General features: G+C 43.3%; 28 protein-coding genes. 16 read left to right on the top strand and 12 right to left on the bottom strand.

Features of this window, described 5'->3' with window-relative positions:
- Positions 1 to 29 precede the first annotated feature (29 nt).
- Positions 30 to 158 (top strand): 30S ribosomal protein THX, encoded by a 129-nt coding sequence (locus AAA942_RS01925; protein ID WP_338218539.1) that lies wholly within the window; start codon positions 30 to 32, stop codon positions 156 to 158.
- Positions 159 to 190: 32 nt separating this feature from the next.
- Here AAA942_RS01925 and AAA942_RS01930 read toward each other — a convergent pair whose 3' ends face one another.
- Complete coding sequence (locus AAA942_RS01930; RefSeq protein WP_338218540.1) at positions 191 to 490, bottom strand: hypothetical protein; 300 nt, start codon at positions 488 to 490, stop codon at positions 191 to 193.
- Positions 491 to 660: 170 nt separating this feature from the next.
- Positions 661 to 1,173, bottom strand: coding sequence for a YdeI/OmpD-associated family protein (locus tag AAA942_RS01935; RefSeq protein ID WP_338218541.1), 513 nt, complete (start codon positions 1,171 to 1,173; stop codon positions 661 to 663).
- A gap of 114 nt (positions 1,174 to 1,287) precedes the next feature.
- Here AAA942_RS01935 and AAA942_RS01940 point away from each other — a divergent pair, with 114 nt between their 5' ends.
- Positions 1,288 to 2,439, top strand: a complete 1,152-nt coding sequence (locus tag AAA942_RS01940; RefSeq protein ID WP_338218542.1) for a methionine aminotransferase — start codon at positions 1,288 to 1,290, stop codon at positions 2,437 to 2,439.
- Positions 2,440 to 2,444: 5 nt separating this feature from the next.
- A complete protein-coding gene (locus AAA942_RS01945) occupies positions 2,445 to 3,302 on the top strand; it encodes a DUF1684 domain-containing protein (RefSeq protein ID WP_338218543.1) in 858 nt (285 codons plus the stop codon).
- A 45-nt stretch (positions 3,303 to 3,347) separates the two neighbouring features.
- Here AAA942_RS01945 and AAA942_RS01950 read toward each other — a convergent pair whose 3' ends face one another.
- On the bottom strand, positions 3,348 to 4,376 hold the full coding sequence (locus AAA942_RS01950; RefSeq protein WP_338218544.1) for a sugar phosphate isomerase/epimerase family protein: 1,029 nt from the start codon (positions 4,374 to 4,376) through the stop codon (positions 3,348 to 3,350).
- A gap of 232 nt (positions 4,377 to 4,608) precedes the next feature.
- On the opposite strand from AAA942_RS01950, the gene AAA942_RS01955 reads away from it, so the two are divergent.
- The 3 genes from AAA942_RS01955 to AAA942_RS01965 are packed head-to-tail and all read left to right on the top strand — an operon-like array spanning position 4,609 to position 7,274.
- Entirely contained in the window at positions 4,609 to 5,475 is an 867-nt protein-coding gene (locus AAA942_RS01955; protein WP_338218545.1) for a TraB/GumN family protein, read from the top strand.
- Positions 5,476 to 5,486: 11 nt separating this feature from the next.
- Positions 5,487 to 6,533 carry a sensor histidine kinase gene (locus AAA942_RS01960; protein ID WP_338218546.1) on the top strand — a complete coding sequence of 349 codons (1,047 nt, stop codon included), beginning with the start codon at positions 5,487 to 5,489 and terminating at the stop codon, positions 6,531 to 6,533.
- A gap of 21 nt (positions 6,534 to 6,554) precedes the next feature.
- Positions 6,555 to 7,274: a LytR/AlgR family response regulator transcription factor gene (locus AAA942_RS01965; RefSeq protein ID WP_338218547.1), complete on the top strand. Its 720-nt coding sequence runs from the start codon at positions 6,555 to 6,557 to the stop codon at positions 7,272 to 7,274.
- Positions 7,275 to 7,283: 9 nt separating this feature from the next.
- Here AAA942_RS01965 and AAA942_RS01970 read toward each other — a convergent pair whose 3' ends face one another.
- The 4 genes from AAA942_RS01970 to AAA942_RS01985 form a co-directional block, all read right to left on the bottom strand.
- Positions 7,284 to 8,231, bottom strand: a complete 948-nt coding sequence (locus AAA942_RS01970) for a formylglycine-generating enzyme family protein (RefSeq protein ID WP_338218548.1) — start codon at positions 8,229 to 8,231, stop codon at positions 7,284 to 7,286.
- A gap of 190 nt (positions 8,232 to 8,421) precedes the next feature.
- Positions 8,422 to 9,438 (bottom strand): hypothetical protein, encoded by a 1,017-nt coding sequence (locus tag AAA942_RS01975; RefSeq protein WP_338218549.1) that lies wholly within the window; start codon positions 9,436 to 9,438, stop codon positions 8,422 to 8,424.
- 410 nt (positions 9,439 to 9,848) lie between these two features.
- Positions 9,849 to 10,394, bottom strand: a complete 546-nt coding sequence (locus AAA942_RS01980) for a ferritin (RefSeq protein WP_338218550.1) — start codon at positions 10,392 to 10,394, stop codon at positions 9,849 to 9,851.
- Positions 10,395 to 10,493: 99 nt separating this feature from the next.
- On the bottom strand, positions 10,494 to 11,840 hold the full coding sequence (locus AAA942_RS01985) for a M28 family metallopeptidase (RefSeq protein ID WP_338218551.1): 1,347 nt from the start codon (positions 11,838 to 11,840) through the stop codon (positions 10,494 to 10,496).
- Between the two features lie 66 nt (positions 11,841 to 11,906).
- On the opposite strand from AAA942_RS01985, the gene AAA942_RS01990 reads away from it, so the two are divergent.
- The 4 genes from AAA942_RS01990 (at position 11,907) to AAA942_RS02005 (ending at position 15,516) form a co-directional block, all read left to right on the top strand.
- Complete coding sequence (locus tag AAA942_RS01990; RefSeq protein WP_338218552.1) at positions 11,907 to 12,422, top strand: DinB family protein; 516 nt, start codon at positions 11,907 to 11,909, stop codon at positions 12,420 to 12,422.
- Positions 12,422 to 13,222 carry a PhzF family phenazine biosynthesis protein gene (locus AAA942_RS01995; protein ID WP_338218553.1) on the top strand — a complete coding sequence of 267 codons (801 nt, stop codon included), beginning with the start codon at positions 12,422 to 12,424 and terminating at the stop codon, positions 13,220 to 13,222. The genes AAA942_RS01990 and AAA942_RS01995 overlap by 1 nt, the downstream gene beginning before the upstream one ends.
- 3 nt (positions 13,223 to 13,225) lie before the next feature.
- The gene (locus AAA942_RS02000) at positions 13,226 to 13,945 is read left to right on the top strand and encodes a potassium channel family protein (protein ID WP_338218554.1); all 720 of its coding nucleotides are present in this window, start codon (positions 13,226 to 13,228) and stop codon (positions 13,943 to 13,945) included.
- An 86-nt stretch (positions 13,946 to 14,031) separates the two neighbouring features.
- Positions 14,032 to 15,516 (top strand): S10 family peptidase, encoded by a 1,485-nt coding sequence (locus tag AAA942_RS02005; RefSeq protein WP_338218555.1) that lies wholly within the window; start codon positions 14,032 to 14,034, stop codon positions 15,514 to 15,516.
- Between the two features lie 73 nt (positions 15,517 to 15,589).
- Here the strand turns inward: AAA942_RS02005 and AAA942_RS02010 are convergent, their stop codons facing one another.
- On the bottom strand, positions 15,590 to 16,471 hold the full coding sequence (locus AAA942_RS02010) for a glutamate--tRNA ligase family protein (RefSeq protein WP_338218556.1): 882 nt from the start codon (positions 16,469 to 16,471) through the stop codon (positions 15,590 to 15,592).
- A 149-nt stretch (positions 16,472 to 16,620) separates the two neighbouring features.
- Here AAA942_RS02010 and AAA942_RS02015 point away from each other — a divergent pair, with 149 nt between their 5' ends.
- Both AAA942_RS02015 and AAA942_RS02020 read left to right on the top strand, forming a co-directional pair.
- Positions 16,621 to 17,289: a DUF6503 family protein gene (locus AAA942_RS02015; protein WP_338218557.1), complete on the top strand. Its 669-nt coding sequence runs from the start codon at positions 16,621 to 16,623 to the stop codon at positions 17,287 to 17,289.
- Between the two features lie 57 nt (positions 17,290 to 17,346).
- On the top strand, positions 17,347 to 18,078 hold the full coding sequence (locus tag AAA942_RS02020) for a hypothetical protein (RefSeq protein WP_338218558.1): 732 nt from the start codon (positions 17,347 to 17,349) through the stop codon (positions 18,076 to 18,078).
- Here the strand turns inward: AAA942_RS02020 and AAA942_RS02025 are convergent.
- Positions 18,075 to 18,581: a DUF4442 domain-containing protein gene (locus tag AAA942_RS02025; protein WP_338218559.1), complete on the bottom strand. Its 507-nt coding sequence runs from the start codon at positions 18,579 to 18,581 to the stop codon at positions 18,075 to 18,077. The genes AAA942_RS02020 and AAA942_RS02025 overlap by 4 nt on opposite strands.
- Before the next feature lie 291 nt (positions 18,582 to 18,872).
- On the opposite strand from AAA942_RS02025, the gene AAA942_RS02030 reads away from it, so the two are divergent.
- Positions 18,873 to 19,661: a M48 family metallopeptidase gene (locus tag AAA942_RS02030; protein ID WP_338218560.1), complete on the top strand. Its 789-nt coding sequence runs from the start codon at positions 18,873 to 18,875 to the stop codon at positions 19,659 to 19,661.
- 99 nt (positions 19,662 to 19,760) lie between these two features.
- Here the strand turns inward: AAA942_RS02030 and AAA942_RS02035 are convergent, their stop codons facing one another.
- Complete coding sequence (locus AAA942_RS02035; RefSeq protein ID WP_338218561.1) at positions 19,761 to 20,567, bottom strand: 3'-5' exonuclease; 807 nt, start codon at positions 20,565 to 20,567, stop codon at positions 19,761 to 19,763.
- 1 nt (position 20,568) lies between these two features.
- Positions 20,569 to 21,924, bottom strand: coding sequence for a UDP-N-acetylmuramate--L-alanine ligase (locus AAA942_RS02040; protein WP_338218562.1), 1,356 nt, complete (start codon positions 21,922 to 21,924; stop codon positions 20,569 to 20,571).
- A gap of 363 nt (positions 21,925 to 22,287) precedes the next feature.
- Here AAA942_RS02040 and AAA942_RS02045 point away from each other — a divergent pair, with 363 nt between their 5' ends.
- Both AAA942_RS02045 and AAA942_RS02050 read left to right on the top strand, forming a co-directional pair.
- Positions 22,288 to 22,752 (top strand): lycopene cyclase domain-containing protein, encoded by a 465-nt coding sequence (locus AAA942_RS02045; RefSeq protein WP_338218563.1) that lies wholly within the window; start codon positions 22,288 to 22,290, stop codon positions 22,750 to 22,752.
- Entirely contained in the window at positions 22,749 to 23,453 is a 705-nt protein-coding gene (locus AAA942_RS02050; RefSeq protein WP_338218564.1) for a DUF2927 domain-containing protein, read from the top strand. Before AAA942_RS02045 ends, AAA942_RS02050 begins: the two co-directional genes overlap by 4 nt.
- 10 nt (positions 23,454 to 23,463) lie before the next feature.
- Here the strand turns inward: AAA942_RS02050 and AAA942_RS02055 are convergent, their stop codons facing one another.
- Positions 23,464 to 24,627 (bottom strand): hypothetical protein, encoded by a 1,164-nt coding sequence (locus AAA942_RS02055; RefSeq protein ID WP_338218565.1) that lies wholly within the window; start codon positions 24,625 to 24,627, stop codon positions 23,464 to 23,466.
- A gap of 251 nt (positions 24,628 to 24,878) precedes the next feature.
- Here AAA942_RS02055 and dnaB point away from each other — a divergent pair, with 251 nt between their 5' ends.
- The gene (gene dnaB, locus AAA942_RS02060) at positions 24,879 to 26,450 is read left to right on the top strand and encodes a replicative DNA helicase (RefSeq protein ID WP_338218566.1); all 1,572 of its coding nucleotides are present in this window, start codon (positions 24,879 to 24,881) and stop codon (positions 26,448 to 26,450) included.

Genomic DNA, 26,450 nt, shown 5'->3' on the forward strand with positions numbered 1-26,450 from the left:
GTGCATTGTTAACTTAAATCTGAAAAACTATGGGAAAAGGAGACATTAAATCCAGAAGAGGTAAAATCAGCCGAGGTACTTTCGGAGCTAGCCGACCTAAGAAAAAGCAGAATAAGGAATCAAGGAAAGAAAAGCTAGAGCTGAAAGACTCAGAATAAAAAGAAAGAGGACCCAAAAGGTCCTCTTTTTTTTAAGGTCGGGTTAATTTTTCCACCACTACACCACGAGTAGGATCTACCACTACCCGAATAGGGCCTAGAGTTGCATCCTCGGTAGTTCGGAAAACGACCAAGTAGTATCCATCCACCCAAGCAGTCACCTCTGCAGCTCTAAAATCCTGATCCATCAGGGTTGATTTTTCAGCGACGGTCAGGGAATTATATGCAATTTCCCTGAAGACGTCCAGTGGGTCTTCATCTCCGCTGGAATCGCAGGAAATCAAAAAGCTTATAATCAGGAAAGGAAGTAGGAAATACAGGAGCTGTTTCATGGGTAGTATTTTTTGGTAAACCTGATTTATTTGGAAGTGACAGAGGAAGAACGTCCTTTGTCTCTTAATTTTCAATTTTGGTCTATGGTTCTGTTTCAAGAACGCAGAAGGTAAAGAAAAGCTACAAGAAGCTGAATTAAAAGTGATTTTTCTGAATTGAGAGAGGACTATTACAGATTATTGTAGTGCTTGATCCATTCATTCAGCTTCTTGAAATCCAGTTTGCCTTGAGCTGTCCTTAGATGATGGAGAATAGCCAGTGATTTTCGCATTCGGGATTCCGGATTTTTCACTTTGGTAACCAAATAGATCAAACTTCTTTGCTTTCCAGGGGTAAGTTGCCGAAAGTATTTTTCACCCTCCTCATCTTGGGCAAGGAGAACCTCAAATTCCTCCGGTACCTCATGCCCAAATTCGCTATGGTCTCGCTCGATTTTCACCTGGACTTGGTTTCCCTCTTCCAGTTTTAAGCTTTCTCTCAGTCGCTGATTGACTAAAATATACCAACACTCTTTGGCTTTCATCAGGGCCATGTGATGCGGGCCGTTTCCATCCAGCCAAATCAGCACTCTACGGTGTTTTTCGTCCATCATGGTAGTAGCTATCTCATCCGGCACAGGGACATGGTAATGCCAATGATTGAAGTCAAATTTTTCCAAAGGGCTCCGAAATTCTATGGGCATGGAATTGAGATTTTTAGAAATATAGCCAAAATGGCGTATTGGGATGGAATCTTTCCTATTTTGGAAGGGTGTTTTTCTTTTGATTTTAAGCCTGATTAGCCCAATTATTTCCCCATGGAATCCAAACTGCCCCATATCGGTACTACGATCTTCACAGTCATGTCCAAGCTTGCCACGGATGAAGGGGCCATTAATCTATCCCAAGGCTTTCCCGGGTTTGGCGCCGATCCTGAGCTGCTGGAACTCGTAGGAAAATATACCCTAAAGGGCTATAATCAATATCCTCCCATGGCCGGGATCCTCGCACTCAGGCTAAAACTGGCCGAGAAGACCCAGCTCACTCAGGGGTATTTTCCTGATCCCGAACGGGAAGTTACCATCGTTTCTGGAGCTACAGAGGCCCTTTTTGCGGCAGCATCAGCTGTGGTGAGAAAAGGAGATGAGGCGATTGTCCTTGAGCCAGCTTACGACAGCTACGAACCTGCCATCACCCTAAATGGAGCAAAGCCCATCTATGTGCCTCTGAATGAGCAGGACTTTTCTCCAGATTGGGAAAGAATAAAAAAAGCCATAACGGATAAAACAAGGGCTATTTTTGTCAATTCTCCTCATAATCCGAGCGGATATGTCTGGAATGAAACTGATCTGCAGGAACTGGCGCAAATCACCAGAAACAGGGAAATCTATATCATCAGCGATGAAGTCTATGAGCACATTACTTTTGACGGAAAAAAACACTTTTCTCTTGGAGCTCATCCAGAGCTTCGCGAAAAAACCTTTGTCTGTGGTTCCTTTGGAAAGACCTTTCATGTGACAGGCTGGAAAATCGGATATTGTATCGCCCCACCTGAAATGACTACCGAGTTTCGAAAGATCCATCAATACCTCACTTTCACCACAGTCACGCCTATGCAATATGCCTTGGCGGAGTATTTGGAAAAGCCAGATCGCTACCTTTCCATTCCTGATTTTTACCAGAAAAAGCGAAACTTATTCAACTCTGGGCTTTCTCAGACTGACTTTCAATTTCGTCCTTCCGCAGGAAGTTTTTTCCAGCTAGTCAACTATGGGCATCTGTCCAAGATGCCAGATCGTGAACTGGCTACACGTATGACCAAAGAGCTCAAGGTGGCCTGTATCCCTGTTTCGGTCTTTTATTCCGATAAAAAAGATAATCAGGTCCTTCGTTTTTGCTTCGCAAAAGAAGAGGCAGAGCTTTTGGAAGCCTTAGACAGACTGAAGGATTTGAATCATATTCTTGCCTAATTCCTATGAAAAAACTGCTGTTCACGTTCCTTTTTGTACTGTTTTCTTCCTTGGTTATTGCCCAGAATCCTGCTTATGAAGCTTGGAAAAAGCAAAGGGAATCCGAACTGTTGGCAGAAGATGGGTGGCTGAATCTTGCCGGATTGATCTGGATCGATGAAAAGAAGTCCTATTTGAACGAATGGAGTACCGATAGCTTGGTAGTTGCTGTTGCACCTTCGTCCAAAAACATCGGGAACTTCCAATGGATAGGGGACTCAGTTTGGTTTTTTTTCAACCCCAAAGCTTCTCCAAAGCCAAAATCTCAAAAGACCTTGGTCTATCCCCTGGAATATGGAAAAGGGGGTGGGGCTTTTTTTGATCATTGGAAATGGACCGTCATCGAGCGGGGAGGGAATTTTGCACTTCGGCTGAGAGACTTAACCCATCCTGCATTGAGAGCTTTTGAACCTATTCCTGTTTTTGACTATGATTCAGCTTTCAGGGTAAATGCTTTCTTTCGTCCGAGTTTCAATCAGACCATGGAAATTCCCAATGTGTTGGGACAGGTAATCGAATGGAAGGTGATGGGGATATTGGAGTTTGAGCTAGAGGGAAAGTCCCGGCAATTGACTGTATTGGATGAATTTGGGAAGTTTTTTGTGATTTTTTCAGATTGGACGAATGAAAAGAGCACCTATCCCACGGGAAGGTACCTCTATGTGGACTACCCGGATCGCAGTGGTAAAACTGTGATTGATTTCAATTTTGCCTATAATCCTCCTTGTGCTTTCACGCCTTACGCAACTTGCCCAATTCCTCCCAAGGTTAATCGCTTGGATGTTTCTGTTTTGGCAGGAGAAAAATTACCCAAAGGGCATTAAAAAAGCTGCCTTGGATAAGGCAGCTTGAATGGAATGCAATGAATTTTAGCCCAAAGCTTTTCTGCAAAACTCCAAACACTTCTGCACTTCTTTGACTGCATCTGAACCTTCAGGAACCTGATATTCCAGTTCGATGGTCGCAGGAAACTTGTATTTATTCTTTCTCATGAGCTGAAGGATATCACCGATAGGAGTATCACCTGTGCCCCAAGCTAAGTTTCCTTTCCCATTGGCAGGAGTTTGTCTGTCCTTGGTGTGCATGCTGAGAATACGTTTATGCTGCTTTTCGATCAAGGGAATCAAATCGCTGTGGCCTGCTGCGATATAATGTCCGGCATCCAGATTCAGCCCGTTTTTTGGACTTTGGGCAATTGCTGTATCCCAAAAGGTAAAAGTCTCCTGCTCGTGACCATGGTAGCCCACTGCCATACCGTGTTGCTCTCCGAGCTTTCCAAGGCGAAGAGTCTGCGCATCGTCTGATGGATGCTCCAGAGTCACGTGGGAAGCTCCGAGAGCCTTTGCAGCTTTCATTCCATAGGCTACTTCCATATCTGAATTGTTCGCTCCAAAAGCATTGGGCTTGAAGGCATAGATGCTCACTCCAGCGTCTTTGTACATTTTTCGGATCTGCTCAAACTTCTCCATGGGTGCATTAGCTCTCCATTGGGCTACGTTTTGGTTGTAAGATTCCGCTTCGGCTTGCATCTCTTTCAGCTCTTTGGCTTCGTCTTCTGTGAGCGTTTCTCCCCGTCTTTGCTTTCCTCCCAACTGAAACATCCGGCTTCTGTTGATCGGGGAGGCAGGCTTTCCTGCAAAGGACTCTGCCGGGTCTCCCATTAGTTCGATGGAGGAAATCCCCGATTCCACCACATATTGAAGAGTGGCTTCGGCACTTTGGTCTGGTAGAGATCGGAAGGAGTAGGTGATGCATCCGATTTGGACTCCGTTGATGACAGAATTGGGCTTATTCAGGGATTTGATCAAGGCAGGAGCGCCTTGGAGCCAAGCTGGAGCTGTGACAAGTGCGGCTGCTCCCAAGGCTGTTTTTTGCAGAAATTCCCGACGTTTGTTCATGGTTAATGGGTTTGAAGGTTAAGTCTTGGAAGTTAGCTTTTTTTGGGGAAATAGGACCTAAAATGGGTTTAAGGCTGTCTTTTCGGTTATTTTTGGCATTTTCCTCTTTTGAGTAGGAGTTAGAAGAATAATTCTTCTTCATTTATCCCGTCTAACCTGCATTGATGGATAGGAAAGCAGGGATATTTTTTAGATTCACTGATCTTTCGACTACCAATCAATTTTATCGACCATGAACAACGGAATGAAACTCAGGTTTTTCTTTGTATTTCTGCTTCTATTGGGCCTAAAGGCACAGCTTGCAGCCCAGGAAAGCTCTCTTCTTTGGAAAGTCAGCGGGAATGGCCTATCACAGGATTCCTACCTTTTCGGCACCATTCATATCATCTGTGCGGATCAGTTTGTGATGGATCAGCGGATTCAGGAGGCTTTTGACCGAAGCAGTCAAATCATCCTGGAGCTGGACATGGATGATCCTCAGCTTCAGGCTCAGATGCAGCAGCTATCCATCAATCCCCAAATGAAAAATATCAGCCAAGAACTCAGTGAAGAAGACGCAGGAGTTATCGATGCTTTTCTCATGGAAAAATACGGTGCTGGACTTCAGCAATTGGGAATTTTAAAACCATTTGTGCTCAGCTCTATGGTCTTGCTCAAAAGTCTTCCCTGTCAGCAGATTGAGAGCTACGAGAATTTCTTTACCACCCGTGCTCAGGAAGCCTCCAAACCCTTGGTTGGCTTGGAGACAGTGGCCTTCCAAATGGGGATTTTTGATCAGATTCCCCAAAAACTCCAGCTGGATGAATTGGCCAAGATGATCAAGGAGAAAAGTGCTGAAGAGGAATTCCGAAAGCTCATGGATGCCTATTTGAGTGAAGATATCGAGGCTTTGTTTGAGGCGATGAACGAGGATGGATTTATGGTAGAATACCGAGATTTGATTCTGGATAGCAGAAACAAGGCTTGGATTCCGATTCTTGAAAAGGAAATGTCCAATAAGTCCGTATTTGCTGCGGTAGGTGGAGGACATCTTGGCGGAGAGAATGGGGTGATAGCTCTACTCAGAGAGCAAGGATATACTGTCACTCCAATCAAATAGAATTTAGATTCATGCCTTGGATCAAAGACATAGCAAAAAACAGGCTGTACTGGCTCCTGCAGATTTCCGGATGGGGAATGATCATTTTCATCGAAACGGTCAATTACACTTTCTTCATCGTCGGTGAATTTAACTGGGAATACGTTCAGCAGTTTGTCGTATTATCTTTCTGTGGTTTGTTAGTGTCCCATTTTTACAAAAAACTCTTTATCAAACCCAGGGTGTTTGATCGGAGATTGTCCACCATTTGGTTCAAGGCATTGCTGGATGTTATCTTGATTACCTTTCTTTTAGTATCGGTGATTTATATCCCTTTTCTTATTGCTGATCCTTCCCTGATGGGCTTGAAGCAAACATGGATTGGTATAATGGGGCAGTTCATGAATTTGAGCCGATATGTGATCGTCTGGATTATCATTTATTACCTCTATCATATTCTCAAAAAGAATGCAGAGATCGCCGAGCAGAAACTGACCTATCAAAATGTGGCTAAGTCCACTGAACTGGAATTACTAAAGACGCAATTAAACCCTCATTTCCTTTTCAATGCCTTAAACAGCATCAAGGCCTTGGTACTGATAGATCAGGAAAAAGCCAGAGATGCCATCATCAAACTGTCAGAACTGCTCCGATTTACCCTCAATTATGAAAAAGCGCCCTTGATCTCACTTAATGAGGAAATCAATGAGGTGATCAAATACTTGGAACTTGAAAAAATCCGCTTTGGAAAAAGGCTGGATGTACAAGTGAGGATGCAGGAAGAGACTATGGAGATGAAAGTGCCTCCAGCTATGGTTCTGACCTTGGCTGAAAATGCCATCAAACATGGAATCACCCTGATTCCGGAGGGTGGGCAAGTAAGTATAGAATCCAAGTTGATAGACAAAAGGCTGGTGCTTGAGGTCATCAATGACGGAACTCTGCATCTCAATGGAAATATGGGGATAGGACTTAAGAGCCTTGAAAAAAGGTTGGAAGCCTTGTTTCATGACAAGGGAGAATTTGAGATTCTTCCTTGGGGAGAAAAGAAGGTAAAAGCAAAAATCAGTATCGGTTAAAGATTAGAATACTATTACCAAATGAAAAAAACAGTCTATTTAGTAGATGACGAACTTTTAGCCTTGGAAGAGCTCAAGACGCTTTTGAGGCCCTTTGAACAGCTTGAGGTAGTTGGCGCCTCCGACCATGTCGATCAGGCGATCCGGGAATGCAACGAGCTTCGTCCTGATTTGATCTTTTTGGACATCAATATGCCCGGCAAAAACGGGTTTGAATTTCTGGAAGCTCTGGATGAGGTCAAGGAAGTAATCTTTGTCACGGCCTATGATCAGTTTGCGATCAAGGCATTTGAAGTAAATGCTTTAGACTATTTGCTTAAACCATTAAATCCCAGTAGGTTAAATGATGCCATTCAGCGGTTTTTGCAAAAAAGCAAAAAAGAAGAAGCAGAGGTAAAAGACAGGCTTAGTCCTGATAAAAAGATCTTTATCAAAGACGGAGAGTCGTGCCATTTTGTGCCTGTATCCAAGATTTTCCTGATGGAAAGTGTGGGAAACTACGTCAGGGTTTTTTACGAGGACCAGAAGCCTCTCCTGCATAAATCGCTCACTTACCTGGAGCAGAAGCTTCCTGAAGATCTCTTTTTCCGGGCCAACAGGCAATACATGTTCAATCTGGATTTTGTCACACAGATCGAGCCGTATTTCAACAGTACCTTGCTAATCGTATTGAAGTCAGGGCACAAAATCGATTTGAGTCAGCGTCAAAGTGTGAAATTCAGGGAGATTACGGGGATTTAGTGATTGGGTCTAATTCATTCCGAGAGTTTTTCCTGGGGCGTCTTTAACCAAGCGGAATCCCACATTGGAAGTACCGGAGTCAAAAGCTTGGCCTTGACGGGCTGAGGGACGATAATTCACACAATAATTGGCCGCACAAAGGAAAGAACCTCCCTTAATAACCCTTTCTTGGGCATAAGGATTATCCGGATTGTAGCATGGGTTCATTCCTTCATCAAGCTTCGGGGCCTGACCGGCAATTCGGGCATATTTCAAAGCATCGTACCAATCGGAGGTGAGTTCCCAGACATTACCGATCATGTCGTAAAGTCCAAATGGATTGGGAGCGAAAGACTTTACAGGACTGGTACCCATAAATCCATCACTGCCGAGGTTTTCATTAGGGAAATTGCCTTGGAACGTATTGGCCAGATATTGACCCGATGGAGTCAGCTCGTCACCCCAAGCAAATCGCTTTCCGTTTACTCCTCCTCGGGCTGCAAATTCCCATTCAAATTCCGTGGGCAGCCTTTTCCCAGCCCATTGGGCGTAGGCTTGGGCATCTTCGAAAGCAATGTGCACCACGGGATGCTTCTCCAAGCCTTCTATTGAGCTTCCGGGTCCATAAGGATGTCTCCAATTAGCACCAGTCACCCATACCCACCATCTTGAGATATCATTTAGAGGTACTGGATAGGGTGGAGGGGAAAAGACCATAGATCCGGGCTGAAGCTGCTCATCCGGAATTTTCGGAGTTCCGGGAGGAAGCTGTTTTTTCAGTTCTTCCCAGTCAATGGGTCTTTCAGCTACAGTTAGATATCCCGTTTCCTCGGTAAATTTTGCGTATTCTTCATTGGTGACCTCATGCACATCCATCCAAAATCCTTCTACCCGTACGTTTACAGCAGGTTTTTCGGCAGGATAGGCATCCATCTCATCAGTCCCCATGATAAATTCCCCTCCTGGTATCCAAGCCATACCCGGTTCTTTTTGGGGTGGTTCCGGTTGGGAGAATTGGACGGAAGTAGAAGTTTCTTCCGTAGAAACTTGCCCCTCAGGTTTGGAGCAAGAAAAAATCAAGAGGAAGGAAAATAGCGGTAAAAGGAAGCTTTTATTCATTGTGAAGGGTACTAGGAAATTAATTCTTTGACTTTAATTTTTCCCTAAGTTAGACTTCTGATTGGACCAAAGCCGCTTTTGCCTGTACTTTTTTGCGAAGTTTGTTGAAAAACTGCTTTCTTTCCTTTTCTCCGGTACCACTGATGAGCGTTGACTTTTTCATCAGATTTTCCAGATTTTTAAACATCCCCTCATTGAATCGCTGGTCAGTCGAACCCACGAAATACAGCACGCTGTGATTTAGGTAGGTGATTTTGTTTTCTCCGATTTCAGCCATGAATGTATTGTCTCCGAGTACTATTTCATTCAGATAGAGGCGATATTCTGCACTTTCCTCAGATGGAGGATGGCCGAGCATTGATTTTCTACCCGTCTCAGCCATTTTCTCCAGATGATCTATTACTTCCAGTACACATTGGTAGAGTTGTAGAGTTGTATCTGAAGTGTCAATAAGTCCCATTTCGTGATATACCTCGATTTGCCTCAATGTGGTATTGAGTCCTTCTTCGTTCCATATTTCTGAGGTAGGAACTTTGTTATACACTCTCAGAATTTTTTGGGTCAGGTCTTGATAGGGGGCAAAGTAGTTTTTGGAAGCAGAGAATTTTTCGTTTTTCAGGTTCTCATAGTATAGAATTGACTTTTTCCAGAAGAAAAACTTGAATCCTGCAAGCAAGGGATGATAGTAATGATGAAAAGGAGGCATATCCTTTACCAAAAAGTACACGTGCTTGTGACTGAAGCTGTTGACCAAATTAAGCTGTGCAAGGACATCCTCCATCCACCTGCCAAATGCGTTTTCATCATAGGTGTTGAGGGAACCATGGAATAAAATGGCATTGGATGTCGCGCTGAAAAATCTGTCCACAGAAATATTGAACCGTTGACAGATGATCTTCAGCTCATCAAAATCGAGAAGTTTCTCGCCTCGGATTCTGCGATAGGCACTATCCATGCTTACTTGAAGCAATTCTGCGATTTCATCTACAAGTGATGCGTAAGGAGGAATAGATGATTTGAGTTCCTGAAAAAACCTCGCCTGAAGGTTAGTTATTGGGTTGGTCATAGCTTGGGCATATTCTTGGAAAAATTTAACAACTCTTAGAAAATTAAAAAAAATATCGAAATAATGAATTTTTAAAAAATTAAAATTTGAATACCTCTCAATTCTTAAAATATTATTTTGAAATAAAAAAAAGTTATTTTTTCATTTAAATTAGATTATGTTGAATTTTTCTGATTCAATATCCATTGACACTTGAAATGGCTAATTTCAAATTGGACAAGTAAAATTTTTTGAAATTTGTCGGATAGAATCTCATTTTTTTAGTTTTTGAGGGCCTTAAAAAGTGACATCAACAAAAAGAGATTTTTGAACTCCATTATGGAGAAGTTTTAAAGCGAACCAAGAAAAATGAGTACAAAAAAAAATCGGCCCGTTCCAAAGCCGATTTTTAAAGACGTACATTTCAAATTTTAGGCACCTGAACCTTCACCGGCAGCATGGAGCTTGCCCAGTTCCTGATCAATAGTCCAGAGTCCAATACCTTCCTCACCGATGATATCAAACAGCTCAAGGGCTCTTCTTGACATAGTTTCTTCTTCCCGCTGCTCTGTTACGTACCACTGCATAAAGCTGAAGGTGGCAAAATCTTTCACCCCAAAGGCATGGTCCACAATGTTGTTGATGGATTTGGTGACTTTGATCTCGTGCTCCAAAATCAACTCGAAAACCTCTCTGAGCGAATTGAAATGGTGACGGATTCCGGTGATCTCTGGCTGGATCGCATGTCCACCAGCTTCATTCACATATTGAAAGATTTTCATCATGTGCATTCTTTCCTCGTCCGCATGGGTATAAAGGTATTTGGCTGCATTTTCATAGCCCATCATATGGCACCAAGAAGCCATGGAGAGGTAATAAGCTGAGGACTTGCCTTCCATTTCAATCTGCTGATTGAGCAAGGCTTCTGTATCGGGAAGTAAAGAACGCTGAAGCGTTACGATTTCTTTCTGTTTCATTTTTGGTTGCATTTAATACCTAAACTTAACTAAATAATGGGGCATTTGGGTTTCCGAGTACCCTATAATCTTCAAAATTTAGAACTGGTTTAAGTAAACCTATCGAGTCAGAGGAGAGGGGAAAACTGGAAGGCTTTCTTCACCTCCTTCGGTCACAGACTGCACAGCAAAGAAATAATTATCCTTGCTGTAGGGTAGGGTTAGGTTGGTTTCAGTAGTGAAAAACTTCTTTTCCCACATAGAAGAAGAAGTCTCTCGCATTAGGACATAATATCCTTTGACTTTTCCGGTTTGGGGAGCTTTCCAAAGCAAAATAGAATGGTTGCTGAGTCCACGTACATCAATTTGTACGTCCTGTGGCATATAAGCAGAATTAGCCAAGGAAGCAGCAGAAGCCAGGTTGACCGCTGAGACTTTTCTCAAATATTCAAAATCCATGAATTCAGGCAGGTCACCGTATTGAATACCGTCTTCAATACGGACATTTTCATGCTGATGGATAAAATTTTCATTCATTTCGGACATTCTCACGGCAGTGTATCCATTTCTCATAAATGGAGTTTGGTCTCCACCTCTAAGGAATCGGTCGCTTCTGTAAATCAGTTTGACTTCCATTTGGTCCACGTAGCGTTCTCCAACTTCTTTGATGTACCGGGCTAGTTGTCTGGATTTGCTGTCGTTGTCGGCATTGGTGTACCGTCGGATGGAGGCAGCTCTTTCGTCCTCTGCAAGGGGGATGGTTTCAGAAAACACCCGCATTTGCGTGTTGTTCTTGATCAAAGTGCCGGAAGACTCACTGTTACCCACAATGTCATTGTTCAATACTGCTTCGATATTCCATCCCTGTTCTTTGGCTTTGTCAGCAAGGTAGGTAGCACCTTTGAGCCCTTGCTCTTCTCCGGTGAAAGCAACAAAAAGGATAGTAGCTGAAAATTCAGTCTTGGCCATGATTCTGGCCAATTCCATCACAAGAGCCACACCGCTACCGTCATCATTGGCGCCGGGAGCAGCTCCATCGGCATCCATCACGTCTCGGTTTCTGGAATCCAAATGTGCAGATACAATAAAAACCCGATTATCGTTTGGATTGGTGCCTATTAAGGTAGCTACAACATTGGCAACTTTGGCATCTTCTTTTATTCTTCGACCATCTCCAGGAGTGACAAATTCTTCGATTTCAGCACTCATTCTTCCTCCTGAAGCTTTTGCCCATTCCTGAAACTTACTCAAAACATAGCGCTGAGCGGCTGGCATTCCATTTTCAGTATTGGTGTTCAGGGTATGCCTGGAATTGAACGAGGTTAATTCATAGATGTATTTTTTCAGAGAATCAGCAGAAACTTCTTCCACCATTTCAGCGATTTGGGGGTTTCTGATGATGGCTTGTTGGGAAAACAGATTTAGGGAAAGGAATCCCAAAAGGAGGGTGAATAAAATTTTGCGCATCGTAAGGTTGTTTTTAGCTTAGGCCTAAATTTATCCCATAGCACCCGATTCGCTAAACAGTTTTACATGAATACCTTCTCATTGCCAAACAAAGGAGATTATCCGGTTTTTTTTGAAACCTACATTTCCAAGCTTTCTCAGGAAAACTACTCCGAACTGATTCAAAAACAGTTGACTGAGCTGAAAACTTATTTTTCAAGCAAACCGGAAGGCTGGGAAGATAGAGGATATGCTGAGGGTAAGTGGACTCCAAAGGAGGTCTTGGGACATATTATCGATACAGAGCGGATTATGCTATTTCGTGCCTTGTGCATCGCACGGGGTGAAAAGCAAATGCTTCCCGGGTTTGATCAGGATCAATTTGTGGTAGAAGGGAGATTCGCCTCGGTTTCTTTTTCGGATTTGATCCGCGATTTTGAGATGCAAAGACAGGCTTTGCTGAGTTTCATTCCGACTCTTTCGGAGGAGGTATTGGATTGGGTGGGTTCTGCCAATGGCAACCCCATTTCTCCCAGAGCATTACTTTGGATTATCCCAGGTCATTTGGAGCATCATTTACGAATCTTTAAAGAGAGATACTGATGGGAAAAACACTGAAAATAGCGGTGATTGATGCATTTACGGACAAACCTTTTTCCGGCAATCCTGCTGCAGTTTGTCTTTTGGAAGAATTTCTTCCCAAAGAAACCATGCAATCTATCGCCATGGAAATGAATCTAAGTGAAACTGCTTTTGTGGAGAAAACTGAGGAGTCAGGATATTTCAACCTTCGCTGGTTTACCCCAACTTTGGAGATTGATCTTTGCGGACATGCCACCTTGGCCTCTTCCCATTGGATGCTACTTTCAGGATGGGCTGCAGAAGGGGAGCTTATTCATTTTTCAACCAAAAGCGGTGAGCTGAGAGTCAAAAGCGAGGGAGGATATTTGCAAATGGATTTCCCATTGATTCCTACCTTCACTGATTCTCATCCGGAATTTACCGATCAGCTCTTTGGAAAGAGGATTTTGCATGCCGCTCAGCTGCGCAAAAACTGGATTTTTGAATTAGAAGATGCCCAAGCTGTCCGAGACTTGGATCCGGATTTTGGAAAAATAGCTGCAAACAGTGAGGAGGGATTTATCATCACGGCTGAAGGAGATCAGGAATATGATATTGTCAGCAGGTTTTTCGGTCCCAATGTCGGAGTGCCTGAGGATCCTGTCACTGGATTTGCCCATTGTGCTTTGATGGATTATTGGAATCAAAAGACAGGTAAAACCCAGCTCAAAGCCTTCCAGGCCAGTAAAAGGGGAGGGGAGTTATTTCTTGAAAAGCATGATGACCGGGTTCTGATCCATGGTAAAGCAGTCAAAGTCTGGGAAGGAGAACTCACATTTTAAATTATGGAGCAAACGACAAAAAGGAGGGTTGGGGTGAGGAGGTTAATGAAGCACCTCAGTGATTATTGGCTGAATGACTTCAGTTTTGTGACACTGCTGGTTGCATTGGTATTTACTGTATTTATCTTGCCGGTATTGATTGAGTATGGTCATGTCAGTCTCCTGTTTGTCAATTTGGTGTTTGTATTTCTGTTTTTTACAGGGATTTGGTCTTCAGACAATCGGTTTCTAATTTTTTTGACCACCAGTTTGTTTGTATTGCAATTGGGGCTGAGGATTTTGAGGTTCAGTGATCTTCCGGTGGAGTTTTACTTATGGGAAAGAGTTGTCGGATTGGTCAATATGGGGGTATTTATCTTTGTCAATATCCGGCTGCTGTTTAGAAACAATGAGGTAAATCTTTACCGGGTGATCGGTGCTGTGAATGTTTATCTATTGGTTGCTATTTTGGGTGCTTTTGGTTTTGAAGTAATTCATTTGCTGATCGGTTCCTCCATAAGCGGGGTAACAGACCTTTCTGTCGCAAACAAGCTGGTGGGACTGGATGAGGACTTTTCTACCTACATTTATTTCAGCCTGGTTTCCTTGACTACAGTTGGCTTTGGTGACTTTACCCCGGTGAATATCATGTCTAAAATGTTGGCTGTCTTTCTGTCCACCATCGGGATACTTTATCCCGCAGTAGTTATTGCAAAATTGGTTGGATATAGCACCAATAAGTAAAAACTGTACTTTTCCACTCCTGTAAATTTCCTCCTCAAAGACGATCAAAACCTGTTATTTACTATCGTATTTAACCTGATCTATCTATGAGAAAAATTTACCTTAGCTTCTTGCTGATTTGGTGTGTGAATTTGGCCTTTTCACAGACAGAGCGCAAAATCGAGGTGGAATCCAATGTAGAAACCACCTCTGATGTCACCATCAAAGGCAAAAGAGTTCCATACAAAGCGACTGCGGGTACCCAGCCTGTGTGGGATGCCAACGGGGATCCCATTGCCTCCCTTTTCTACACTTATTATGAGCGTACCGATGTCACCGACAAAGCCAAAAGACCCTTGGTCATCAGCTTCAATGGGGGCCCGGGGTCTGCTTCTATTTGGATGCATTTGGCTTACACCGGACCTGTATTGCTGAATATAGATGATGAAGGCTATCCGGTTCAGCCCTATGGGACAAGATCCAATCCTCACTCGATCTTGGATGTTGCAGACATCGTCTATGTGGATCCGGTCAATACCGGTTACAGCCGGATTGTAAAGGAGGATACGCCAAGAAGTACCTTTTTTGGAATCAATGCAGATATCCAATATCTCGCCGATTGGGTCAATACCTTTGTGACTCGACAAAATCGCTGGGCTTCTCCCAAATACCTTATTGGAGAAAGCTACGGGACCACCAGGGTAGCCGGCTTGGTTTCCCGCCTTCAAAATTCCCACTGGATGTATTTTAATGGGGTGATTCTGGTGTCGCCTACCGATATGGGTATTGATAGAGGAGGCCCAGTGAAAATGGCCAATTACTGGCCGTATTATGCAGCCACTGCATGGTACCACAAGGCACTGCCTGCCGAGCTTCAGGCCAAAGATTTGGATGAAATCCTTGCTATCGTAGAGCCCATGGCTGTAAATGAGATTCTCCCGGCCATGACTAAAGGAGGCATGCTCTCTGAATCTGATCGAGAGGCTATTGCTACCAAAATGGCCTATTATTCCGGATTGAAAAAAGAAGCCATTCTTCAGTACAATTTGATGGTACCAACCAGCTTTTTCTGGAAAGAACTGCTTCGTGAACGGGATGGAATGACCGTGGGCCGACTGGACAGCCGCTACAAAGGATTTGACCGAATGGAGGGAGGAGAACGATATGATTTCGATCCGGCGCTTACAAGCTGGAATCATGCTTTTGCTCCTGCCTTTAATCACTATGCCAAAAACGTCCTCAAATTCAACACTGACCTGACTTACAATCTCTTTGGTCCGGTCAATCCTTGGGATAGAAGCAACGAAACTACCGGCTATGACTTGGGTACAGCGATGAGACAGAATCCTTACCTGCATTTGATGGTTCAATCCGGATATTTTGACGGAGGCACAGACTACTTCAATGCCAAATACAGCACTTGGCATATCGACCCCAATGGCAAAATGAGGGATAGAATTGACTTTAAAGGCTACAGGTCAGGTCACATGATGTACCTACGGGCAGAAGATTTGGAAAGATCCAATGAAGATATCCGACAGTTTATCCTCAAATCTTCCGTGGCTCCGGGAATGCCAGCAAAGTACGAGTAAGTCGGAACTCTTTGATTTAAGAACTCCGGAACTTATGTCAAGCGATCTGCTTGGTTTGGGTTTCGGAGTTTTTTTATAGGGTTAAAAAAGAAGCCTTGAACTCCTCAAATGTGCTGATTGGGACTTTTTTGCCGGCCCATAGACCCAATAAACCAAAAATGTCCTTCAGGCTTTTACCTTCATTTCTGAGGTAATGAATAGACGTGGAATCAGCAGACTTGCTCAGTTTCTTCTGGTCGGGTCCCTTTAGCAGCTCATGATGGAGAAAAAGAGTCTTGGAAAATGAAGTATCTCCCAAAAGTCTGGCAAGATCCATTTGAGCAAAGGTCGAAGGCAAAAGATCCATACCCCGTACTATCCCGTCTACCTCAAAATGAAGGTCATCCACCAAACTACTGAGATGATAGGAGGGGACTCCGTCTTTTTTGCGGATCATGTAAAATGCGCTTTCCTCAGGGATCAGGTCTGTAATTTTTCGGTCCGGGTATTCATTGATTTCGATGAAATCCGAATCCAAGGTATCCACTCTCCAGGATGTTTCTTTTCTGTCCAAGGGAATCCTGCGATCCAGGCATTGTCCCAAATAATAGCCCTGAGGGCTCATTTGCTGAATTATTTTTCGGGAGCAATCGCAGGCAAATACTTTTCCGGAGGTCCTGATTTTTTCCAAGGCTTCCTCGTACAAGGCCATTCTATGTATTTGGGACCATTCCGACTCAAACTCCCCAAGGTTTTTTGGCCCGCGGTCAATTTGTATTTCCAAAAAGTCCAAGGTATCAAAAATGTCTTGAACATACTCGGTTCGGTATCGCTCTCTATCCAAATCATCGATCCGAAGGAGGATTTCAGCCTGGTATTTTTCGGCAAATGCTTTTGTCATCAGGAAGGAAAAAGCATTGCCGAGGTGCAAATATCCGCTGGGTGTAGGGGCTATCCGGGTGAGTTGGAGTTTCATGTGTTTGTAATTAGTTTTTTAAATGCCACATGCCCGCCTGTCGTCGGACAGGGAATCTTCGCTTGTGTATTAATCATCCCTCTGAGTGTCTATTAGGGTCAGGCTCGATTTCATCCGCCGAAATTAAGTAGATTGCCAAGAAAAAAGGGATGCGTTTATTGACTTATTTGGCCATTTGGACTCTGCTTTTTTCCTGTTCTTCTTATGACCCAGCTCCGAAAACAGGAAAGGAATGGATTGAGCAATCCATCAAATACCATGATCCTCAGGGTAGGTGGGCCAATTTGCAGGCTGTATTTTATGTGGAAGACAGTTTGCCAGCGGGGAGAGAGTCCAGATCGTATTTTTTTACCCTGAAAAATCCGGTTTCCCATTTTTCCTATCGATTCAGGGATTTGGAATTTGAGGTAGTCGGGGACTCAGTGAAAATCAATATTGGAGAGGTTGAAAATGAAAGGGCGCTCCGGCTTCGGAATTATTACTCCTATCTCTGGGGCTTACCTATGAAACTGATGGATCCTGGCACGCTTATCGAAGACTCGGTAAGAGAAGAAACCCTATCCGGAAAAACCTATAAAGTGGTCCGTGTTCCCTATGAAAAAGACATTTGGTACTTCTACCTTAATCCTGAAAACTACAGGATGGAGGCTTACAAATTCTATCAGGATGAAGCAGCAGGCAAGGGAGAAATCATCTATCTGGAAGGTCAATATGATTTTGAAGGGATGAAAATACCTATGAATCGAACGTGGTACCGAACCGAGACCCCTGAATTTTTAGGAACAGATATGCTCAAGTCGATCCAAGGAATTGATTAAGTTTCTTTAACCGGGAATATTTCCTGATAAAATCTCCTCGGGTTAGCTTTGTTTAGAATGAAGCAGCTTTCCTTATTATGTATTGCTTGGTTGATTTCCGGGTGGGTTCAGGCTCAGGTGAGCTACTCCGGAAATGTGATTGATGCCATCGACAAAAAATACATGAAAGGGGTAGAGGTAAGGGTAGGAAACAATGAACCTGTCCTCACCAATGAGCGGGGACACTTTAGTATCCGAGCCAGCGCTGGGGACACATTGAGAATAAATTTTCCGGGCTTCGTTGCCAAACGAGTGGTTTTGGGTTTGGAAAGAATGTTATTGATAGAAATTCAGGATCAGGCAAGGCTTCTTCCGACTTTTGAGGTTCGGTCTGAGCTTTTTCGCTATCGCTTCAAAGACGGGCGTTTGGTTTTGGTGAAAGATGAACCTGAGGGAGAAAAGCCGCTGAGCAGACAAGCTACCACCGCTTCGGACAAATCCTCACTTTATCCCAATTTTTCGATTTATGGGCCTATCAGCTATTTCACGAGAAGAAACAGGCAGCTCAGGAAATATGAAGAACAGCTGGATATTGAGCGCAGAAGGGCAGGATATTTGGCTGTGATTGATTCAGATTCGATTCGCATCAGTCTGATGGAAAAATACCAAATGGATCGGAAGTCCTGGGACGAAATGATTATTCGATTTAATGAATTTCACCGTGCTCACCAGTTCTTGGACTGGTCCAGTCAGCGGGTTTTGGCCCAACTTTCTGAATTTATCCGATTGGAAACCTATCTGGAGGATTAGCTTTTTTTCTTAAAAGACCAAGTCACATAAAACTTAGCTACGATCTCATCTGAGGTATTTTTTCCAGTGGAAATCATAGTCAATTGAGCTGTGTCTCCGGGCTTGAGTCCCTCGATGAGCTCAAACAATTCAGCCCCTTGATCGCAGGAAAAGGAGATTTTGGTATTCGCTTTTTTGAAATATTCGGCCCGAAAGTCCACTACCAACATGCTAAAACTCCCTCTGCCGGCCAGTGCCAATTGGCAAAGAGCTCCTGTACTCAACTCCGCTGCACCAGCCAATGCAGCGAAATAGATGGACCTGAAAGGATTCTGTGTACTCCAGCGATATGGGATGGAAACCTGACACTTTTCTCGGTCTAGGGAAAGCATTTTAAAGCCCCAAAAAACAGCTGAGGGCAGTTTGGAAAGCATAGCCATTCGAAATACCGCCGGGTTTAGCATTTTCTTTCTGTAATCCTCTGCAGCAGAAGAAAGAGAAGTAGTGGTGATTTGGGTTTCCATCTTTTTTCTTTTTTGAAAAATAGAAAATTAGAAGCGAAATCAAGTCTTCCCATTGGTTTTTGTACAAAAGTTAAAGGAGAATTTCCTGGGTTTCCAGCCTATTCGGATGATGAAAAAGGAGATTTTTTATTAAATGAAGATTAAAGGCTGGAATTTGAGATGGATACTTTCAGGAAATTAATCCTTTGAGAAAATAGACCGGTTCCGTTTTGCCAACATGGATAAGAAATGATAGTTTACATTATTGGTTTGGTACCGGATTTGATTTAAACAGAGAAATTCAACTGACTTATGAAAAAGACGATAGCAATACTGACACTCGGATTGATGGTGTATGCATGTGCCAAAGTTCCTCTGACCGGGAGAATGCAGTTGGCAGCCGTGTCCAATGAGGAAATTATGCCTCTTGTCAATGAGGAATATTCCAAAATCAAGAATGAATCGAAGGTTTTGACCCAAACTCCTCAAGGTCAGCAAGTAGTCAATGTAGGAAAGCGGATTTCCAAAGCTGTTGAAGACTTTTTGCTCCAAGAAGGGTATCAGGATTTGGTGGCAACTTTCAATTGGGAATTTAATCTATTGGAAAGCGAGCAGGTCAATGCCTGGTGTATGCCCGGAGGAAAAGTAGCATTCTACACGGGGATTATGCCGATTTGCCAGGATGAAACGGGCATTGCGGTAGTAATGGGCCATGAAGTAGCTCATGCTGTGGCTTCTCATTCCAGAGAAAGAATGTCAAACGGAATGTTAGCTAACCTTGGGATTTCAGCCATTTCAGTGGCTATGGGACAAAATCCAACCTTAACGGAGCAGATTTTTTTGCAGTCTATCGGAATGGGTTCTCAATTGGGCATGTTGAGTTTTTCCAGAAAGCATGAACTGGAGGCCGATGAGTTAGGATTGATTTTTATGGCTATGGCTGGGTATGACCCAAGACAGGCCCCCATATTTTGGGAAAGAATGGCTAAAGTAGGAGGAGAAGCACCTCCAGAATTCCTTTCCACTCACCCAGGCCCTGACCGAAGAATTGAGCGGCTGAATGCCAATATGGTGAAAGCGCTGGAGTACTACAATAAGTAGTCAGTAGCCAGTAGGCAGATAACAGTTCGCAGTAGGCAGTGGGCAATCGGTAATTCCGATAGCTAACGGGACTGCCTACTGATAACTGCCTACTGAAACTCACATTCCTCCAAACCCCCTTAGCTTGATCTGAGTTAGCTTTCGCTTGGTGTCCAAGGGGAAGTCACCTTTCATCATCCAGTCGTAGTAGGAGGGTTCTTCTTTTAAGGCTTGCTCTACCGTTTTGCCCTTATGCTTTCCAAAGTTGAAAATTTCCTGGCCCTGGGAGTTAAACACAAATCGACCAGCCAAATCAACCATCTTCTCGTTGACCATTTCGTGGATTTTTTTCATGTCATTCTGAAAAATCCCCACCCGGTTCCCCTGTAGATCTTCAATTTCCTCGCCCTGATAGCGTTCTACCTGTGCCTGAAATACATCCAAAGTGGCTAGAGTATCTGCTTCGGCACTGTGGGCATTTTCCAAGGTTCGGTTGCAGTAGAATTTATATGCCGCGGTGAGATTTCTTTTTTCCATCAGGAAAAAGATCTTTTGGGCATCGAGGAGATTCCTGTTTTCCAGATCAAAATCAATCCCTGACCTTAAGAACTCTTCCACCAACAGAGGAATATCGTATTTCAGCACATTGAATCCACCTAAATCTGCTTTTCCGATAAACTGATGAATATCTTTGGCTATATCCTTGAAGAAAGGTTCGTTTTTCACATCCTTGTCGTATATCCCGTGAATGAGGGAAGCTTCCAAAGGAATCGGAATGCCGGGATTCACTTTTCGGGTGTAGATTTCCCTTCCTTCATCCGGAAAAAGCTTGACAATGGAGATTTCTACAATCCGGTCTGTACCAACATTGGTTCCGGTGGCTTCTAGGTCAAAAAATGCAATGGGGTTTCTTAGGTTCAATTTCATTTTACTTGAATTTGGCTTTCAAAGGAGCTAGGTCCAGGTTGTCATAATTTCCCGAACTCATCAAAAGCAGATTGGTGTTTTGGTAATTCAGACCCAAAAGGTAGTCTTTTAATGCCTCACTTTTGGTAAAAACTTGAAGATCGGCTCTCTTAAATCCCTCCCAAAGTGTTTTTTCATCCATCAGTTCCAGCTTTTTCAAAGCGACTGCATGCGGATTCAAATAGACGATCGCGACATCTGCCTCATCCATAGAGTGGGCATAATTGGGCAAAAAGGCCTTGTTGAGGGATGAAAAAGTGTGGAGTTCCTGCACCGCTATCAATCTTCTGTCTGGAAACTGATTTTTGACGGCATTTACTGTGGCTTTCAATTTGGAAGGAGCGTGGGCGAAATCCCTAAAGAGAATTCCCGAATCATTCTTAGCCAGAATTTCCTGCCTTTTTGCAGCACCTTTAAATGTCCGAATCGATGCATAAAACTGCTCAACTGTGACGCCTAAATCCTCACAGATGTAAAGTGCACCCTGTAAATTTTGAAGATTATGCTCCCCAAAAATCTCCAATTCAACCAGCCCTTGTTCTGTTTTCAGGTGGGTTTTTCCATTGGAAATTTGAGCAGGATGGGCTTGGTACGGGATTTTTTGACCTTGAGTTAATGCCTTCTCAGCCGCTTCCTTGACCAAAAGATCCGAAGCGCAATAGATCAATTTCCCATGCTTGGGAGTCATTTCCATAAGTTGGGCAAACTGGGCTTTATATTCTTCAAAATCAGGAAAAACATTGAAATGATCCCAAGCAATGCCGCTGACCAAGACCACCTCATGGTGATAGTGGAAAAATTTGGGAGTACGGTCAATCGGAGATGTGAGGTATTCGTCGCCTTCGATCACGATTACAGGAGGATCCGAAAGCCTTACCATCAGATCAAACCCTTCGATCTGAGCGCCGACTAGGTAATCAAAATCCACTCCCTGATCTTTCAAGACGTGGAGAATCATGGAGGTTATGGTAGTCTTTCCATGAGATCCTGCGATGACCACCCGCTTTTTCTTTTGGCTTTGATTGAAGATGAATTCCGGAAAGGAATAGATGGGAATCCCCAATTCCTGCGCACGAATGAGCTCCGGATTGTCTATTCGGGCGTGCATCCCCAAAATGACCCCATCCAATCCCGAATGGATTTTTTTAGGAAACCAACCCATTTCGGAAGGAAGAATTCCTGCTTTTTCCAATCTTGTTTTCGAGGGTTCGTAGATTTCATCATCGCTGCCGGTGATTTGGTCTCCTTTTCGGACGAGGGCCAGAGCTAAGTTGTGCATCACAGCACCTCCGATGGCGATGAAATGGTAGTGTTTCATAGTTGGGAAAAGTCAATTGAGATTCGAAATCCAAACTTATAAAACTCCCGACCCGATTAAAACCTAATTTTAGAAGGAATATATTTTTTGTGGCTTTGGCTTTTGTCTATTTTCGCCCCAATCTTTTTTAAGTCCATGGTTGACGATAAATATGCCTATCTGACTCTCTCCTTGCTCTATCTTCTAGCTTGGTTGGTGGTATTTGACAAAAGTCCCTGGAAAAAAGGCATGATATAGGTAGGTATAGTCGGAGGCATAATGGGCATTATTCCTGAGCTTTGGTACTTTCATGACTATTGGCGACCTCCCATGATTTGGAAGACGGGCTGGCCGGGGATTGAGGATTAAATTATTGGCTTTGCCATGTTTGGAGTAGGATGCTATATTCTTTCAGCTTTTACCAAAAGGGAGATAGATTTTGAGCGGCAGACTGGTGCAAAAAATCGGGATTTATTCATCCTTTGGCTGATTGGTTGTGCCAGATTGACCTTTTTCAGTTTGGGTTTAAAAATTCATTCAGGCTATATTACTTTTCTGACCTTTATGGGATTGGCGATTTACATCTGGATTCAGCGTTCGGATTTGATAGGGCTTTTTTTGATATCACGGTTTTCGACCTTGGCGATTGTAATAGTGATCTATTACTTCACCTTTGGGATCCTGTTTCCCCACTTTTGGGATACCTATGTGATGCTGAATGACGAACCTATTTTAGGCTTTAAAATTCTGGAAACCCCCGTTTCTGAGATGTTATGGCATTTTGGCGGGGCAGTACTTTGCTCGATGTTTAGAGGATATCGGGATGGAGTTTATTACCTTACGACATGAAAAAGTTTTTTCTCTTTACGTTACTTCTTGGACTGATGGTTTCCTGTATTGAGGAAGAGACCCCTAATGAGACCCTATGTACGGATTTTGACGAATCGATTCTAAATTCCGATCAAATTGATTTTTATCAGATTGTTTTTGGAAGTGAGTTTTCTAACTCCGTCGACCGAGTTCGGAAATGGGATTCTGAAGTAAGAATTTTTGTTCCAGCAGGAGCTCAGGATAGCTGGAAATCAGAACTTGCCCAAGTGGTTGGAGAAATAAATAGTCTTAGTGAAAGTGTTTTTTTGAGAATTACTGAAGATGAGGAGTCTGCTAATTTGATTTTCTTTTTTGGTTCAGGCGAGGACTACGTTAGATTGTATAATTCCCAAGCTGTAAACCTTATCGATACTAACCGCGGATTATTTTCTATTCAATTTCAACTTACCGATTTTCAAATAATTGGAGCCACTTGTTGGGTGGATGGTGAGGCTATGTTAAGTGATTCTTGCAGGCAACATTTGATTCGCGAAGAGTTGACTCAAGCTTTGGGGATGGTTAATGACATTGATACAGATGATCAAAGTATCTTTTTACAAAGATTTACCTGCACCCCGTTCTATTCTAAAAGAGATGAAGATTTTATTCGTTTTTTTCTTTCAGAAAAAATAAAACCCGGCTTGTGTAAAAGCCAGGTTTTTGAATTTTTAAAATTTTAATTGTAGCGTCTTATTCTACTCCAATAATTCTTGGCGCACCATCTCCAAAATAGGGATTTCCCGAGAAAAGACGGGCATTGATTGAAGTACCTCTTTGCTGAAGATCCACGTTGTTTGCACCATTTAGCGGATTTACATCCAAAATTTTGTTTCCTACAGCGACTCCAAACTGAAGAGCCCCATCGCCTCCGATAGAGAAGTCCACAAATTCATTTGCAGAATATCTGTTATCTATATCTCGATTTTCTTGGAGTTTTGTCCAGTTTTTATGGGTGCCCACAAAGACATCGATGTCTCCATTTTTCCCTTCACCTACCACGACATATTTGTCATTGGCCGCATTGTATTGAACAGCAAAGGCCCGTACCAGATATTCATCCCCATCTTCAATGGCTTCTGGTCTACCATCTCCAAAATAAGGTTTGTCGTAGAATTCTCTACAATTGATGGAAGTAGCTCTGGGTGCTGTTTGTCTAAAGCCAATGGTATAATTTGGAATATTTCCGATTCCTATTCCGAAGTTTCCTCCTTGACCTCCAAATGCAATTCCAACAAACTGGCTAGGGCTATAGCGGTTGTCAATATCTCGGTTTTCCTGAAGTTTTGTCCAGGCTTTATGATATCCTACATAGACATCAATTGATCCTTCAGGACCAACTCCCACTGCAATATAGTTGTCATTGTCTCCATCATATTCGATAGTTAAAACTTCTACCAATGTTCCAATTTGTTCAGGTCTGCCATCCCCAAAGTAAGGCTTATCCGAAAATAGCCGGCCATTTATACTGGTGCCCATACCATCTTTGTTCCCGTAGCCCAAGGCGATATTATTTCCAAACTTTCCGGTATTTGCTCCAAAGGCAATTCCTTTGAATTCAGTTGGCGAATATCGGTTATCGATATCCCTATTTTCCTGAAGCTTTGTCCATCCTGCTCCTTGACTTCCATAATAAACGTCAATGTCTCCTGATGGACTTGCCCCTACGGCGTAGTAATTGTCATTGGCCAGATCGTATTCGATAGCTAATACCGAAGCAAGAACCACGTCTGTGCCTCCACCTCCCATGTCATTTTGGGTCAAAGGTTGCTCTTCTTCCAGAGACTGGCAACCAAAAACTAAAGCAAGGGAAACTACTCCTAGAGCAGTCCTTCTCAGAATTTTTTTTGTTTTCATAAAATAAGTTTAAAACCGTTGGTAATATACATTAAAATGTATTTTGGAGTTTTTTTGAACTAAGGAAAATAAATTATTTTTTAATTTTTCTTTGGTTACCCCAATAGTAAATAGGAATGCTTCTATAGTCTCTTAAGAATTATTCTAAGGGCATTATACCAAAAGAATGGGATTGATTTTTGCTCTGTCCTGTTGATAAGTTTTGGAAAAGTTGTTCAAAACTCCTGCACATTTGCTGATACATTTGTTTTATGACCGAGAATACCAACCAACCTAGAACCACCCGAAAAAAGCCCATTTACGAAAATCCAACTAATTTTCTGGGAAAATTGCCCCCTCAGGCAGTAGACTTGGAAGAAGCCGTCCTTGGAGCACTCATGCTTGAAAAAGATGCTCTGACCAATGTCATTGACATCTTGAAAGTGGAGAGTTTTTACAAGGAATCCCACAAAGTAATTTTTCAGGCAATTCTGGATTTGTTTACTGAAAGTCAACCCATAGACATGCTGACTGTTACTTCCCAACTCCGTAAAAACGGGGCCTTGGAAGTAGCAGGAGGAGCTTTTTACATCGCAGAACTTACCTCAAGGGTCGCTTCAGCCTCCAATATTGAATACCATGCCCGAATCATCACCGAGCAGGCCATCAAAAGGGATTTGATCCGGATTTCCTCGGAAGTGCAAAAGGATGCCTTCGAGGATACCACTGACGTTTTCGAACTGTTGGACAAAATGGAGCAGTCTCTTTTTGAGATTTCTGAGAAAAATATCCGGAAAAACTATTCCGATATGCGATCCATCATGCGGGATGCGATAGCGGAGTTAGAGGAACGGAAAAATCAAAAAGATGGCCTTACAGGAGTTCCTTCGGGCTTTACAGCCTTGGATCGGGTCACTTCAGGTTGGCAAAAGTCCGATTTGGTCATCATTGCGGCCCGACCTGCGATGGGTAAAACGGCCTTCGTTCTTTCGGTGCTTCGAAATGCAGCTGTGGACCATACTCGTCCGGTGGCTATCTTTTCTCTGGAAATGTCCGCCGTTCAGTTGGTCAACCGTTTGATTTCCTCGGAAGCCGAACTCGATTCGGAGAAGATCAAAAAGGGCTCTCTCGCCGATCATGAATGGGCGCAGCTGGTTCACAAGACGGCAAAGCTATCCAAGGCTCCTTTGTTTGTGGATGATACTCCAGCTCTGTCCATTCTTGAGTTGAGGGCCAAAGCCAGAAAACTCAAAGCTCAGCACGATATCCAGATGATTGTGATTGATTATTTGCAGCTGATGTCTGGAGATTCCAAAAGCGGTGGACCGGGTGGAAACAGAGAGCAGGAAATCGCGAGTATCTCTAGGGCATTGAAAAAAATAGCCAAAGAATTGAGTATTCCTGTTATCGCACTTTCCCAGCTTTCCCGTGCGGTAGAGACTCGGGGAGGAGATAAGCGTCCTCAGCTATCCGACCTTCGGGAATCCGGTGCTATAGAGCAAGATGCCGATATGGTGATGTTCCTCTACCGTCCGGAATATTACGGAATCACCCAAGATGAAGACAACAATTCAACAGCTGGTGTTGGTGAGGTCATTATTGCCAAGCATAGAAACGGTTCCTTGGATACAGTTAAGCTTCGATTTATCGGACGCTATACAAAATTCACCGATTTGGACTTTGGGGCAAATTTCCAGCCTAATCAGCCCATAGAAGCCTCGTATCAGAAATTCACATCCGGAGCCTCTGGTGCAGCAAGTTTTGACACAGGTAACATGATGAAATTGCCCAGCAAGGCCAATGACGATTTACTTCAGGGTGAGGGAGGTTCAGTAGATTTTTAA

It is taken from the genome of Algoriphagus sp. oki45 (genome assembly GCF_036245605.1).
Taxonomy (GTDB): domain Bacteria; phylum Bacteroidota; class Bacteroidia; order Cytophagales; family Cyclobacteriaceae; genus Algoriphagus.